The following is a 13,978-nucleotide window of genomic DNA, read 5'->3' as shown; positions in this document are numbered from 1 at the left end:
GTTCAGGCTGACGGCTGATCGCTGAAGGCGGACCGCCCACCCCCCCGGAGACCCCCATGCAAGTTCTGCAAGGCGACGCCGCCCGCGCGGCCCTGACCCGTTCTTTTTCCGAGATTCCCGTGCCCGAGAGCGTGCTGGCCCGCATCGAGGCGACCTTCGGCGAGCGGCTGACCCCCGAGGAGGTCGTCGCGCGCATCCTGGCCGATGTCCGGGCGCGCGGCGACGAGGCCCTGCGCGACTGGACCGAGCAGCTCGACGGCCACCGCCCGGAGGCGCTGGAGGTGCCCCTGGAGGAGATCGAGGCGGCGGCGGTGGACCCGGAGCTGCACGCAGCGATCCGGCTGGCCGCCGAGCGGGTGCGGGCCTTTTACGGGCAGCAGCCCGCGCACGGCTTCATGCAGGAGGGGCCGGAGGGCACGCTGGGGCAGCTGGTGCGCCCGCTCTCGCGGGTGGGGGTGTACGTCCCGGGCGGGCTGGCGCCGCTGATCTCCACCCTGATTCACACGGCGGTCCCGGCGCAGGTGGCCGGGGTACCGGAAATCGTGGTCGCCACGCCGCCGGGGCGGGACGGCACGGTGCATCCGGCGATTCTGGTCGCCGCCCGCGAGCTGGGGCTTACGCGGATTTTCCGGGTGGGCGGCGCGCAGGCGGTCGCGGCGCTGGCCTACGGCACGGCCAGCGTGCCCGGCGTGGACAAGATCGCCGGACCCGGCAACCTGTTCGTGGTGATCGCCAAGCGGATGGTCTTCGGGCAGACCGGCATCGAGAGCCTGCCCGGCCCGACCGAGACGCTGGTCGTGGCCGACGACAGCGCCGACCCCCGCTTCGTGGCCGCCGATCTGCTCGCGCAGGCCGAGCACCTGGGCGCCGAACCCGTGCTGGTGTCCACCAGCCGCGAGCTGTTGATTGAAGTGCAAAACCAGCTTGACGGGCAGCTGGAGGCCCTGCCCGAACCCAACCGCTCGTGGGCGCGCGACAGCGTGCTGGCCCGGCTGAAGGTGGTGTTGGCTGCCGACCTCGCGGAGGCGCTGGCGCTGTCCAATCTGTACGCGCCCGAGCACCTCTGCTTGCTCACCCGCGACCCCGAAAGGCTGCTGGGGCAGGTGCAGCGCGCGGGCGGCGTCTTCGTGGGCGAGGCGAGCATGGAGGCGCTGGGCGACTACGTGGCCGGACCCAGCCACGTGATGCCGACCGGCGGCACCGCCCGTTTCATGAGTCCGGTCAACGTGCGCGACTTTCAGAACATCATCTCGGTGGTGGGCCTCAACGAGGGCACCCTGCGCCGCATCGGCCCCGCCGCCGCGCGGCTCGCCCGCGCCGAGGGCCTGGAAGCCCACGCCCGCGCCATCGAGAGCCGCCTGACGCCGCCGCCCGCGCCCGCCCACCCCGAAGCCACCCTGGAGGCGCTGGCGGGCGCGTCCGGGGAGACGGAGACGACCCCGGAGGCGTGACCCGGACGCTTCACGCCGCAACCTTTCCCCGCCCCGGCGCATAGTGCCGGGTATGAGCCTCGCTTCTCCCCCGGCCCTGGACCTGCTCGACCTGCACAAGAGTTTCGGGGGCCGGGCCGCCGTGGCGGGCGTGAGCCTGGCGGTGGCGCCGGGGGAGCTGTACGCGCTGCTGGGTCCCAACGGGGCGGGCAAGACGACCACCATCCGCATGATCGCGGGCCTGACCCGCCCGGACGCGGGCGCGGCGCGCATCTACGGCCACGACGTGACCGGGGACGCCCGCGCGGCCAAGCGGCTGCTCGCCTACCTGCCCGACGACCCGCTGCTGTACGGCAAGCTGACCCCGCCCGAGTACCTGGAATTCGTGGCCGGACTGTGGGAGCTGGACGCCCGCGAGGCCGCGCCGGAAGCCGAGCGGCTGCTGCGCTGGCTGGACCTGTGGGCGCACCGCCGCGAGCGCACCGAGGGCTTTTCACGCGGGATGAAACAGAAACTCGCGCTCGCGGGCGCGCTGATCCACCGCCCGCGCCTGCTGCTGCTGGACGAGCCGCTGACCGGGCTGGACGCGGCGGCCTCGCGGCAGGTCAAAGACGCGCTGCGGGCCTTTGTGGACGGGGGCGGCGCGGTGGTGCTGACCACCCACATCCTGGAGGTGGCCGAGCGGCTGGCCGACCGCCTGGGCATCATCGCCGCCGGGACGCTGGTCGCGGAGGGCACGCCGATTGAGCTGCTGGCCCGCACGGGGACGGGCACGCTGGAAGACGCCTTCCTGAGCCTGACCGGGCTGCGCGTGACCGCCGGGGAAGCGGCCGGGACCCCCGCGTGAGGCCCGGCTCGCTGCCCTGGCTGCTGCGCTGGCAGACGCGCTGGGCGTGGCAGGGGCTGGGCCTGGCGACCCGGCGCGGGCTGATTGCGGGGCTGATCTTCGCCGCGCTGCTGGGGGTGGGAGGCTTTTTCCTGTTGCGGAGCCTGCTGTCGGGACTGCCGCTGGGAGGTCCCCTTCCCGACGCGGCCCTGGGACCGCTGACGCTGGGACTGGCCTTCGTCTTCACGCTGACGCTCTCCGCGAGCGTGACGGCGGCGCTGGAGGCGCTCTATACCCGGGGCGACCTCGACCTGCTGCTGCACTCGCCCGTCGCGCCGCGCACGGTGCTGGCCTCGCGGGCGCTGGGGGTGGCCTTGTCGGGAGCGCTGGGGTCGGCGCTGCTGATCGTCCCGGTCACCTTTTTGCTGGCGGTGCTGGGGGCGTGGCGCGGCCTGGGGCTGCTGGGCTGGTGGCTGGGAGCGGCCCTGCTCGCGGCGGCGCTGGGGCTGTGGCTGACCCTGGGGCTGGTGCGGGCGCTGGGGGTGCGCCGGGCACGGGTCACGGCGTCGGTGGTGGGGGCGCTGCTGGGGGCGAGCCTCTTTCTGACCTTTCAGCTGCCCAACATCCTGGGCCGGGGAGGGGGCAGCGACGTTCTGCTGCGGACGCTGGAAGGCTTCGCGCCGGGGCGCGGCGGCTGGCCGGAGCGGGCTTCTCCCCTGTGGTGGCCTGCCCGCGCCGTGTGGAGCGAGCCGGGGCCGCTGCTGGCCGTGACCCTGGGACCGGCGCTGGTGTTCGCGCTGGGCCTGCCCGCCCTGACCCGGCTGTTCCTGCGCGGGGTGGCCGCCAGTGCCGAGGGCGGCGGCGGCCAGCGGCGCGCGGCGCAGGCGGCGGCGGGACCGCTGCGCTTTCGCCCGGCACGCCAGGCGACCCTCCTCAAGGAATGGCGCATGGTGGGCCGCGACCCCGAGCTGCTCTCGCGCACGCTGCTGCAACTGGTGTACCTGCTGCCGCTGCTGGCCTCGGCGTGGCGCGGGTCGGTGGGGGGCGCGGCGAGCGCGGGGATCGTGCTGCTGGGCGCCAGCCTCGCATCGGCGCTCGCGCACCTCACCCTCAACGCGGAGGACGCCCCGGATCTCCTCGTCACCGCCCCGCGCAGCCCGGCGGCCCTGCGGCGCGACAAGTGGCTGGCGGCCGCGCTGCCGCCCCTGACCCTGGGCGTGCTCGGCGTCGGGGTCTTCGCCGCGCGCGACCTGCTGGCTCCCGGCCTGGCCCTCGCCCTCCTCGGTCTGGTGGCGCTGGGGGTCGCGGGCAGCGCCCTGCTGGTGCTGTGGCGGCCCCTCCCGGTGCGCCGCGCCGACGCCTTCAAGACCCGGCCGGGCAACACGCTGGGCCAGACCCTGCTGACCCTGCTGTTTCAGGGCGGCCTGAGCCTGGGCGCCTACGCGCTCGCCCGTGGGCAGGCCTGGAGCCTCGCGCCGCTGCTGGCGGCGGGGGTGGCGCTGGCGGTGGCGTATGGAGGGCGGGGGACGGACGCGCGGTGAGGGGGAGGAGGGCAGGCGTTGCCTGCCACCCCCCTCTGCTGCGCAGCTCTACGAGTCCCAGCCTCCCCCGCAAGGGGGGAGGGGTAGACACTGGCCCGCTTTTGCTAAGGCCGTCTTTTCCCTACGTCAGCCGATCCCAACGTCCCCGACTTGCATGTCTGCTTTCCAGGCAGACGAGCTGTTCGGCGCGTCAGCGCCGAGGCCTTCCAATGGGGCGGGACTTGCAAAGCTGCGCAGCAGAGGATGGCGTGGAGGGGGAAACGGGGGCGGCGGAACAAGCGAAGCTAGAACATGGAGGGACGACCTTTGCCGAGCGCAGCGCTGCTCCCCTGCCCCCTCTGGGGGGAGGGGCTAGGGGTGGGGGCAAACCGAATCAAGACAGCTTGCCCACCTCTTCCCCATTCAATTTAGACCTCAGTTCTCAAACGCCCCCCGCCCCGGCTCCGGCAGCCGGTACGCGATCCAGGCACTCGGCAGCAGCAGCGTCAGGCTCACCAGCGCCGCCGTCGTCGGACTGGTCAAGTCGGCCAGCTTGCCCACCAGAAAGATCAGCAGGCCCGCAAAGCCCCAGGAAAAGCCCATCATGATGCTGCTCGCCACCGCCACATGCCCCGGCGCGTACTCCTGCGCGGCGACCACCCCGACCGGCACGCTGGCATTCACGGCCGCGCCCACCAGGAAGGTGAGCGGGTAAAACCACCAGTTTGCCGGACTGGAGAGGATCAGCAGGGCGAAAAACGGGATGGTCGTCAAAATTGCCGCCCGCAGCACAGGCACCCGCCCGTAGCGGTCGCTGGCCCGCCCGCCCACGATGCCGCCCAGGGCGCTGGCGAGGGCGTAGACGGCCAGCGTGATGCCGATCTCGCGCGGCCCGAAGCCCCGGGCGATCAGGATAAAGGGCAGCATCGCGTTGTACCCCATGCTGGCCAGGGACCGCAGCACCGCCATCGCCCACAGGCCCACCAGCGGCCCCCGGAAGATGCCCGCGTACTCGGCGAGGCTGACCCGGCGGCCCTCCGATTTGCCCGGCGGCGTGACCGCAAAGGTGATCGCCGCGATCACGGCCCCGATCAGGGCGAACCAGGGCAGGTGTGTCAGGCCCACGCCCGCGAACACTGGCCCCAGCGCCATGCCCCCGGTCCCGCCCGCGCTGAAGAGGCTGGCCCACAGCCCGCGCTTCTCCGGCGGGCTGTTCAGCGCGACGTAGGCGGCGCCTGCCGGGTGAAAAAAGCCGCTGCCGAAACCCGCCACCGCCACCAGCAGCACCAGCGCCCCGAACCACGGCACGAAGCCCATCAGCGTCAGGCCCAGGCCGGTCATCAGCGGTCCCAGCGCGGCGGCGTAGCGGCGGTCGAAGCGCTCTCCGACGATGCCCAGCAACGGTTGCAGCACACTGGAGGTCAGGCTGTAGACGCTGGACAGCAGGGTCACGGCGGCGATGGAGACGCCAAACTTGGCTTGCAGGGCCGGGGTCAGCGGCGTGAGCATCGCTCCGTAGGCGTCGTTGATGAAGTGGCCCGCCGTGACCGCCACCGCGACGGCGCTGGCGTGGCGGGCGGCGGTCTGGGCGTGGGCGGCCTGCATGGAGGCCACCCTACGCCCCGGCGGCCTGCCTGCGCGCGGGGCGCGTCCGGCAGGCCAGGACTGCGCGCGGACGCTCAGGCTCACTTCATGCTCCGGGGAGAGCCGGGCAGGGGGGGTGCCAGGAAGTTTCTCACACGGTAGGCTGGGGCATGAACCTCGCCTTCCGGGAGTCGGTCGCGGCCACGCTTCCCTCCGAGACGCGGCTGCGCGAGCGGCTGGCGGCCCTGCCCGAACGCGACTGGGAGGCGCTGGCCGAGCTGTTCGCCGTCCGGCTCCCGGAACTCGACGCGGTGCTGGCCCCGCCGGGGTCGGCCCGGCTGGCGCGGGCGCTGGCCCGGGTGCGCGGCATCCCGCTGCTTGACCTGGCCGCAGGTGGTGGTCTCACGGACGCTGCCCTCACGCCCGGTGGCCTCCGCGCTCCCGCCGGGCCGGTCGCCGTGCTGGTGACCGATCACCTGGGCGACGGGGTGGACGAGCTGACCGAGCTGTGGCGGGCCGAGCGCCGGGGGCTGCGGGTGTGGGGCGTGATCGCCGCCATCGAGCGCAGCGGAGCGCGGGGCCGCACCCGGCTGGAGCTTCAGGCCCTGCGGGTGCAGGCCGCCGTCCGGCTGGCCGATACCCCGGCGGGCCTGGCCTTCGAGCGCCGCACGCCGGGGCGCTGGCCCAAGGTGTCCTGAACACCGCCGCGCCCGCCCACGTCCCGTCCCCCCGCACCTGCCCAGCCCCTCTCCAGCGCCATGGGGAGCCGAGCACGCTGGGGTGCTCAGGCCTGCCGGCGGTACTCCCGCAGGGCGCGTTCCTCGGCGGGCAAGCGGATCAGCAAGATTAGCGCCGCGTTGAGCACGCTGGCGGCCAGGGCGGTGCGCCAGGCCCCCACCGCGAGCGGCGCCGCCGCCAGTTCCAGGGCGACCACCGCGTAGTTGGGGTGGCGCAGGTAGCGAAAGGGGCCGCCCGTGACCCGCTTGCCCCCCGGCACGATCAAGATCTTGGTGTTCCAGTAGCGGCCCAGGGTGCGGATCACCCAGTAGCGCAGCGGCTGGGCCAGCACGAACAGCGCCAGGGCGGGCCAGTTTACCGGGGCGCCGGAGCGGCGGCCTTCGAGCAGGAGGCCCAGCATCCAGCCGGGGTGCAGCAGGAAAAAGAGGGGGTAATGCTCCTGGCCGTGCTCGGTGGCCCCCTGCTCACGTGCCCAGCGCTCGTTGGCGCGGGCCAGGCGCAGTTCAAGCAGACGCTGGACGGACAGGTACCCGAACATCAGGGGAGCCAGGGTGCGGGCATTCATCCCGGCAGTCTAGGGGGACCGGGGGATGAACACCCCCATCCTCGGCGGTGACGTGGACGAGCAGGGCCGAGACGCGGCCCTCCTCCGGCCGGAGCGTCAGCGTGCCCACGCCCAACGGGGTGCGAAACACCGTGAGGCTTTCTGGGCTGCCTTCCCGGTGCAGGAGGTGCTAGCCCTGATCCTCCAACTGCGGCAGAAGGTGGGGCAGCAGGGCGAGTGGACCGGGCGTGGGCGCCAGGGACGGCAAGAGCGTCCAGGTCTGCGAACGAATCGGTCCACCCTGACCCGACTGCATCTGCCCCCGCCAGCCTTCCGGCAGGGTCAGGGTCGGCAAGGGCGCCTCGAAGTGGTCGTGGAGGCGGGGATGTGGCGAGCGGCCCCGCAGGTGCTCGACCTGGCCGGAGTCCGTGTCTGCGACCGTCAGCTCGACCTGCGTGACCTCCCCCCGCTGCCGCGCCTGGACCCCCAGCGTCCGGGGAGGCTCCCGCGAGGTTCCCATCCACTCCGACCGCGCCGCCTCGACGAAGACCCGCTGAAAGAGCTGCGACTCCTGCCAGCCCTCCCCCGCGAAGTGCCCCAACAAGGCGGCCGTCACCTGCCCCTGCGGCGCGGGCACGTCCAGAAAGGCCCGCCACTGGAAGCGGACAGGCTCCACCGTCTGCGTCACGCCTGGATACGCAAACGTCCACCCTGGCGGCACCGAGCGCACCCCGCCCAGCACCCGCAGGCCCGGCAGGTCGGGGAGCGTGACCGGAAAGTCGGGCGGCAGCACTCCCGGCGTGACCTCCACGTCGGCGCGCTCGCCGTCCTGCCCGAGGGCGCGGCGCAGGAACTCGGCGTCCAGCGTGACCTGCTTTGTCATGGCTCCAGCCTAAGCCCCGGCCAGCAGCGCGTCGGCGGCGGCGTCCGCGTCGAGTTCTCCCCGGGCCACCCGGGCGTAGAGGTCGCCGCTCAGCTCCCGCGCCCGGCGCAGCACCCGCTCCTGCACCAGCGTGCGGACCTCGAACTCGGCCCGCGCGGCGCGGCGGGCGTGCAGGCCGCCTGCCCCGAGGTAGGCGCGGTGGGCCAGCACCGCCTCCACCAGCGGCCCGATGCCCTCCCCCTTTGCGGCCACCGTGCGGCGCACCGGGGCGAACCAGGTCGAGGCGTCGTGGGCGCCCAGGCCCTGCGCGGCCAGCAGTTCGCGCACGGTGCGGTCGGCGCCCGGCAGGTCGGCCTTGTTCACGGCGATCACGTCGGCGATCTCCATGATCCCGGCCTTGAAGGCCTGCACGCCGTCGCCCCCGGCAGGTGTGACGACCAGCAGGGTGTGGTCGCAGGCGGCGGCCACGTCCACCTCCGACTGGCCCACGCCGACCGTTTCCAGAATCACCCAGTCGAAGCCCGCGCCCTCCAGCAGCGCGAGCACCTGCATGGTGCGCGCCGAAAGGCCCCCCAGCGCGCCCCGGCTGGCAAGCGAGCGCACGAAGACGCCGGAGTCGCCGTGGTGGCGCAGCATCCGGATGCGGTCGCCCAGGATCGCGCCCCCCGAGTAAGGGCTGCTGGGATCCACCGCCAGCACCGCGACCCGTTTGCCCTCCGAGCGCAGGTGGGAGATCAGCGCGTCGGTGAGGGTGCTCTTGCCGCTGCCGGGGCTGCCGGTCACGCCCAGCACCACCGTGCCCGCCGCGCCGCGCGCCGCCGCGAGTTCACGCGCCGCCCGCAAGAGGGGCCGCGCCGCGTCCAGGCCGCTTTCGGCCAGGGTGATCGCGCGGGCCAGGGCGCGGGGGTCGCCCGTGCGGAAGCGCTCTTCGAGGGACAAGGCAGTCATCTGGGGGTCAGGGTAGCAACTGGGAAGCGGGACGCGGGGTGCAGCAGAAGCGCTGTGTGCGCCCCGCCCGCCCTCACGGCGCCTGCCCCAGCACGTCGTCGGCGCCCAGCGCCTCGATCAGGTTTTCCAGGTGGGCGTCGTCGTTAAAGCCCAGCAGGGTGCCGCTTTCCTCGCCCAGCAGCACGCGGGTGATGGACGTGTTGGTGACGCTCAGGCGCGCCCAGGCGTGGTTGGGGACGCCCCCCAGCGCCAGTCCCACCGCGACCCGCACCACCCCGCCGTGGGTAAAGACCAGCACCCGGCCCCCGGCGTGGCGGGCACGCAGGCGGTCAAAGGCGGCGCCGCAGCGGGCGAAGAGGTCTTCCATGCTCTCGCCCCCCGGGCGGCGGGTGCCCCAGGGATCGGCGCGCAGGTCGCGCAGGTAGCCGGGGTGCCGGGCCTCGATGTCGGCCACGACCAGCCCCCCGAGTTCGCCCACGTCGATCTCGCGCAGGCCGGGTTCGGGCTGCACGCTGGGCTGCCCCGCCAAGCGCTCGGCCACCGCGTCGGCGGTGCGCGAGGCGCGGGCGAGGTCACTGGTGTACACCGCGTCGAAATGCGCCCCCGTCAGGCGCTCGGCCAGCGCGGCGGCCTGGAGAATCCCGATGTGGCTGAGCGGCACGTCGGTCTGCCCCTGGTAGCGCCCGTCGGCGTTCCAGGTGCTCTCGCCGTGCCGGACGACCCAGAATTCGGTCGCGGTGCGGCGGTCGGGCGGCAGGAAGCCGGTGGGCGGGCGCCGCCGGGTCAAGCGCCGCCCCCGAAGGTGACGCCCTCACCCGCGACCATCTCCCCGATCACCCAGGGCGCTTCCCCCACGCCGCGCAGGGCCGTCAGCGCCGCTTCCCGCTCTCCGGGCGGCACGATCAGCAAGAAGCCCACGCCCATGTTCAGCGCCCGGAAGGCCTCCCCGCGCCCCACCCCCGCCTCGCGCACGATCAGCTCGAAGAGGGGCGGCACCGTCCACGACCCCAGGTCCACCCGCATCCCCACCCCGGCGGGAAACACGCGCGGCGGGTTGTCCACCAGGCCGCCCCCGGTGATATGGGCCATGCCGCGCACGTCCACCCCCGCCTGGGTCAAGGCGCCGAAGGCTCCCAGGTAGGCGCGGTGCGGGGTGACGAGCAGCTCGGCCAGCCGCTCGCCCCCCAGATCGGCGCGGGCGGCTTCCCAGTCCAGCCCGTCCAGCGCCAGCCGCGCGAGGCTGTAGCCGTTGGTATGCAGGCCGGAGCTGGGCAGCGCGATCACGGCGTCGCCGCTCTCGATGCGCGAGCCGTCCACCAGCCGGGGGCGGTCCACCACGCCCACCACGGTCCCCACCAGGTCGAGTTCGCCCTCGACGTACACGCCGGGCATCTCGGCCGTCTCGCCGCCCAGCAGCGCGACCCCCAGCGCCTCGCAGGCTTCCGCCGCCCCGGTCACGATCTCGGCGACGCGCTCGGGCAGCAGGCGGCCCATCGCCACGTAATCCAGAAAAAAGAGGGGCCGGGCGCCTTGCACCAGGATGTCGTTCACGCAGTGGTTCACGATGTCGGCGCCCAGGCTGGAAAAGTGCCCGGTCCGCACCGCGACCTTGGTCTTGGTGCCCACGCCGTCGGTGGAGGCGACCAGCACGGGGTCCACCATCTCCCCGAAAGAAGCGCGGAACAGGCCCCCGAAGCCGCCCAGGCCGCCCAGCACGGCGGGCGTGTGGGTGCGGGCCACAGCGCCCCTCATCAGGGCGACCGCCCGCTGCCCCGCGTCGATGTTCACGCCCGCGCGCCCGTAGGCCGAGCCTGCCGGGGCGGCCCCCTGTGTCTTGCCTTGCGTCATGCTCCTCCCAGGAAAAGCGCCCACGCGCCGGGCGCGGGGGTCCGGAGGCAGTGTACCCGAGACCCGGGAGCGGGCTAGCCGGGCGGCCCGGCCCACCCTGCCCGGCGCCGCCCCAGCCACCAGCGCCCGCCCGCGACCAGCGCCACCCCCGCCGAGAGCAGCCCCAGCCCCCAGGCCATGCGCGCCGCCGAGCCGCTGAGCCACACCACCAGCGCCGTGACCGGCAGCGCGCCCGCCGCCGTGGCCAGCAAAAAGGGCCGGAAGCCCATGCCCGCCGCGCCCGCGACCAGATTGAGCACGTCGGCCGAGAGCACCGGCATCAGGCGCACCAGCACCACGCCTTGCACGCCGTGGCGCTCGGCGAAGGTGTGGGCGGCGGCGCGGGCACGCTCGCCCGCCAGCAGCCGCACCAGGGTGTCCCCCACCGCGCGGCCCAGCCCGTACCCGGCGGCGGCGCCCAGCAGGGTGCCGATATACACGATGAAAAAGCCCTCGACCGGCCCGTAGGCCCGCGCGGTCACGGCGATCATCACCAGCGCGGGCAGCACCGGCACCGCCGCCTGAAGCACGAAGCCCAGCAGCAGGGCCAGCGGTCCCGCCCACCCCAGGCCGTCCACAAAGGCCTGCGTGACGGCGGGGTCGCTGGACGTGAGGGCCAGGTAGCCCTGGGCCAGAAAGGTCCGCACCCCGGGAATGAAGCCCAGGCTGCCCAGCCCCAGCCCCAGGCCCCCCAGCAGCAGGGCGCGCACGAGTCGGGCATTCCGGGGCGCCAGGGCCGTCACCCGGCCAGTCTAGGGAGGACAGGTGAGAAGACGGCCCTCCCGTCAGCGGCTCAGGACGTAGGCGGGCGTCTCCCCGGCCAGAAAGTCGGTGACCCGGTAGCCTTCGCCCAGCAGCGCGTGAAAGGCCCGCCGGGTCTGGAGACGCCACTGCACGGCGCGGGCAGGGTCACAGTCCAGCAGCGCCCCCAGGTCGGCGGGGATGTGCAGCCGCACCGCCCCGCCTCCCGGTGGGATGGCCCGGAAGGCGCCGCCCTGCGGGTCGTTCACGGCGGGCAGCGGGGCAGCCGGGTCAGGACGGGCGGGCGGGGGACCCGTCAGGTCCCACACGGCGACCAGGCGGTCGGAGGGCACCCCCGCGTTGATGCCCCCCATCTCGCCGTAGAAGTCGTCCAGGTACGTGCTGGCCACCGCGCCCAGGCGGCGGATGTTGAAGTGGGCGTTCACGGCGCGCAGGGGGTCGTAGGTCCACTCCACCCGGGTGACCCCGCGCGCCACGCCCCACTCGCGCTGGTAGAGCTTGAGCCGCCGGGCCAGCCCCGCTCCCCGCCACGCCGGGTGAACGGCCAGCAGGTGCGAATGCTGGACTCCCGGCGCGGCGGTCGGCAGCCCCACGACCAGCCCCACGACCTCCTCCCCGCTGAGTGCCCCCGCCACCAGCCCGCCGATATGCGAGAGCGCCCGCAGGGCGTCACGCGGAAAGACGTCGCGCTCGGAGCCGCCCCAGACGCGCAGTTGCAGGTCCTCGGCCTGGGCCAGTTCGCCGGGGCCGCGCAGCTCCCGCAGGGTCAGGGCCTCCGGCCTCATGGGCAGCGGATGTCCTGCCCGAACCACTTCTGCGAGAGCCGGGCGTAGGTGCCGTCCGTTTGCAGGCGGGCCATGGCGGTGTTCAGCGCGCCTTGCAGGGCCGCGTTCCCCCTCGCCACCGCCCCGGCGTTGCGCTCGTTGCTGATCGCCTCCCCGATCACGATCCGGCCCGCCTGCCCGGTCTGCTTGAGCATGTAGGCGACCACCGGGCCGTTGCTCGACCAGGCGTCCACCCGTCCGGCTTGCAGGGCCGTCAGCACCGTCTGGTCGTTGGGAAAGGTGCGGACATCCTTGATCCCCGGAATGGCCTGCAAGATCGGAATCTGCGCCGTGCCGATCTGGGTGCCGACCGTCTTGCCCGCCAGCGCCCTGCGGGTCAGCGGACCGCCCTTTTTCGCCACGATATTGACCGCCGAGCAGTAGTGGGGCTTCAGAAAGGTCACGGCCTTTTGCCGCTCGGGCGTGACCGCGTGCGAGGCCAGCACCGCGTCGAAGCGGCCCTGGTTCAGCGCGACGAGCAGGCCGTCGAAAGGCTGCACGACCCACTGCACCTTCAGGCCCAGCGCCTGCCCCAGCGCGTTGCCGAGGTCCACCTCGAAGCCGGTGAGGGTTTTTTGCTGGTAGAAGTTGAAGGGCGGAAAGGCCCCCTCGGTGCCCAGCTTCAGCGTGCCCGCCGCCCGGATCTGGTCGAGGGTGCGCGGGGCGGCGCCGGCGATTGAGAACAGGGCCAGGGTCAGGGCCAGCGTTGGGGTCAGCAGGGCAGGCACTCGGTTCATGGGGGGGACCTCCGGGGAGCGGGGGGGGGCAAGGGAGCGGCTCCAGGACACCTGCTCAGCGCACCTCGTCTGGAGACCTGTCAGTACACCTCGCCAGCGGGCGGCTGGTCGGGGCGGTCGTCCACGCGCGGACGCGCTCCGGCGCGCACGGTGGTCTGCTGGCGGGTCACGCGGCCCAGCACCGCCGGGTCGAGCGTGACGCCGATGCCGGGGCCGTCCGGGACGGGCATCACGCCGCCCCCGACCTCCAAACTTTCGTGGATGATGTCGCGTTCCCAGTAGCGGCTGGCGCTGCTGGTGTCGCCGGGCAGGGTGAAGTTCTCCAGGGTGGAAAGGTGGATGTTGTGCGCGCGGCCCACCCCCGTCTCGACCATGCCGCCGCACCACAGCGGGACGCCAAAGGCCAGCGTGAGGTCGTGGATGCGCCGCGCTTCCAGGTGCCCGCCCACCCGCGCGACTTTGAGGTTGATCACCCGCGCGGCGCCCAGCGTCAGGGCCTTGCGGGTGTCCGCCACGCTGGTGATGCTCTCGTCGAGGCACAGGGGCGTGCGCAGTCGGCGCTGCAACTCGGCGTGGTCCACCAGGTCGTCAAAGGCCAGCGGCTGCTCGATGTACCTCAGCCCGTAGGCGTCGAGCGCCTGAAGGGCGGCGGTGTCGGCCAGGGTGTAGGCGCTGTTGGCGTCCACCGTCAGCTCGAGGTGCGGGTGCGCGGCGCGGACGGCGGCGACCGGGGCCTCGTCCCAGCCGGGCTTGATCTTGAGCTTGATGCGGCGGTAGCCCTGCGCCGCGTGCCCGGAGGCGAGGTCCAGGGTCGCCTGCGCGTCCGGCTGAATGCCCAGGCTCACCCCCACCGGAACGCCGCTGCGGACGCCGCCCAGCACCCGCCACAGCGGCAGCCCCAGGTGCTTGGCCCACAGGTCCCAGAAGGCCATCTCGACCATCGCGCGGGCCATGCGGTTGCCCCGGTAGGGGGCCAGGGCCAGGGCCAGCGCCTCGGGCGTGGCAAAGCGCTGCCCCAGCAGCCGGGGAAGCAGTTGCCCTTCGAGCAGCGCCAGCGCGCCGGGCACTGTCTCCTCGCGGTAGAGGGGCAGGTGGTCCATCACGCCCTCGGCGTGGCCTTCCAGGCCGCCCGCGCGCAGGGTCAGCAGCGGCACGAAGCGCCGGCGCATCACCCCGAAGCTGGTCTCGAAGGCAAAGCGCAGGGGCATGTCCAGCACCCGCAGCTCGGCGGCCTCCAGCCTCAGGCCGCCGGGCAGCGTGGGGGCCGGGGGGAGGTGCGGCGCGTGCGCGTCAGC

At 73.7% G+C, this 13,978-nt stretch carries 14 protein-coding genes; 4 read left to right on the top strand and 10 right to left on the bottom strand.

The genetic code is table 11. The features are described from left to right. Positions 1 to 56: 56 nt before the first annotated feature. From hisD to HNQ09_RS14505, 3 genes are read left to right on the top strand one after another with little or no spacing between them, the layout of a single operon-like run. Positions 57 to 1,451: a histidinol dehydrogenase gene (hisD, locus tag HNQ09_RS14515; protein ID WP_184030733.1), complete on the top strand. Its 1,395-nt coding sequence runs from the start codon at positions 57 to 59 to the stop codon at positions 1,449 to 1,451. Between the two features lie 52 nt (positions 1,452 to 1,503). Next, entirely contained in the window at positions 1,504 to 2,277 is a 774-nt protein-coding gene (locus HNQ09_RS14510) for an ABC transporter ATP-binding protein (protein ID WP_184030732.1), read from the top strand. Then, entirely contained in the window at positions 2,274 to 3,797 is a 1,524-nt protein-coding gene (locus HNQ09_RS14505) for a hypothetical protein (protein WP_184030730.1), read from the top strand. The genes HNQ09_RS14510 and HNQ09_RS14505 overlap by 4 nt, the downstream gene beginning before the upstream one ends. A gap of 414 nt (positions 3,798 to 4,211) precedes the next feature. On the opposite strand, the gene HNQ09_RS14500 is transcribed toward HNQ09_RS14505, so the two are convergent. After that, on the bottom strand, positions 4,212 to 5,381 hold the full coding sequence (locus tag HNQ09_RS14500) for an MFS transporter (RefSeq protein WP_184030728.1): 1,170 nt from the start codon (positions 5,379 to 5,381) through the stop codon (positions 4,212 to 4,214). Between the two features lie 149 nt (positions 5,382 to 5,530). On the opposite strand from HNQ09_RS14500, the gene HNQ09_RS14495 reads away from it, so the two are divergent. Then, on the top strand, positions 5,531 to 6,058 hold the full coding sequence (locus HNQ09_RS14495; protein WP_184030726.1) for a hypothetical protein: 528 nt from the start codon (positions 5,531 to 5,533) through the stop codon (positions 6,056 to 6,058). An 86-nt stretch (positions 6,059 to 6,144) separates the two neighbouring features. On the opposite strand, the gene HNQ09_RS14490 is transcribed toward HNQ09_RS14495, so the two are convergent. The 9 genes from HNQ09_RS14490 to menC all read right to left on the bottom strand — a co-directional run bounded on the left by HNQ09_RS14490 (position 6,145) and on the right by menC (position 13,891). Beyond that, the gene (locus HNQ09_RS14490) at positions 6,145 to 6,663 is read right to left on the bottom strand and encodes an isoprenylcysteine carboxyl methyltransferase family protein (protein ID WP_184030724.1); all 519 of its coding nucleotides are present in this window, start codon (positions 6,661 to 6,663) and stop codon (positions 6,145 to 6,147) included. A 169-nt stretch (positions 6,664 to 6,832) separates the two neighbouring features. Continuing rightward, positions 6,833 to 7,525 (bottom strand): hypothetical protein, encoded by a 693-nt coding sequence (locus HNQ09_RS14485; RefSeq protein WP_184030722.1) that lies wholly within the window; start codon positions 7,523 to 7,525, stop codon positions 6,833 to 6,835. 9 nt (positions 7,526 to 7,534) lie between these two features. Further along, positions 7,535 to 8,473, bottom strand: coding sequence for a methylmalonyl Co-A mutase-associated GTPase MeaB (gene meaB / locus HNQ09_RS14480; protein WP_184030721.1), 939 nt, complete (start codon positions 8,471 to 8,473; stop codon positions 7,535 to 7,537). A gap of 73 nt (positions 8,474 to 8,546) precedes the next feature. After that, positions 8,547 to 9,260, bottom strand: a complete 714-nt coding sequence (locus HNQ09_RS14475; protein WP_184030719.1) for a histidine phosphatase family protein — start codon at positions 9,258 to 9,260, stop codon at positions 8,547 to 8,549. After that, on the bottom strand, positions 9,257 to 10,321 hold the full coding sequence (purM, locus tag HNQ09_RS14470; protein WP_184030717.1) for a phosphoribosylformylglycinamidine cyclo-ligase: 1,065 nt from the start codon (positions 10,319 to 10,321) through the stop codon (positions 9,257 to 9,259). The genes HNQ09_RS14475 and purM overlap by 4 nt, the downstream gene beginning before the upstream one ends. 74 nt (positions 10,322 to 10,395) lie before the next feature. Further along, the gene (locus HNQ09_RS14465) at positions 10,396 to 11,103 is read right to left on the bottom strand and encodes a VTT domain-containing protein (protein ID WP_184030714.1); all 708 of its coding nucleotides are present in this window, start codon (positions 11,101 to 11,103) and stop codon (positions 10,396 to 10,398) included. Between the two features lie 42 nt (positions 11,104 to 11,145). Continuing rightward, positions 11,146 to 11,907, bottom strand: a complete 762-nt coding sequence (locus tag HNQ09_RS14460; protein WP_221269852.1) for a GNAT family N-acetyltransferase — start codon at positions 11,905 to 11,907, stop codon at positions 11,146 to 11,148. Then, the gene (locus tag HNQ09_RS14455; protein ID WP_184030710.1) at positions 11,904 to 12,683 is read right to left on the bottom strand and encodes an ABC transporter substrate-binding protein; all 780 of its coding nucleotides are present in this window, start codon (positions 12,681 to 12,683) and stop codon (positions 11,904 to 11,906) included. Before HNQ09_RS14455 ends, HNQ09_RS14460 begins: the two co-directional genes overlap by 4 nt. 80 nt (positions 12,684 to 12,763) lie before the next feature. Further along, entirely contained in the window at positions 12,764 to 13,891 is a 1,128-nt protein-coding gene (gene menC, locus HNQ09_RS14450; protein ID WP_246363386.1) for an o-succinylbenzoate synthase, read from the bottom strand. Positions 13,892 to 13,978 lie beyond the last annotated feature (87 nt).

Source organism: Deinococcus budaensis, from assembly GCF_014201885.1.
GTDB lineage: Bacteria > Deinococcota > Deinococci > Deinococcales > Deinococcaceae > Deinococcus > Deinococcus budaensis.
This window is presented reverse-complemented; position numbering and strand designations above follow the sequence as displayed.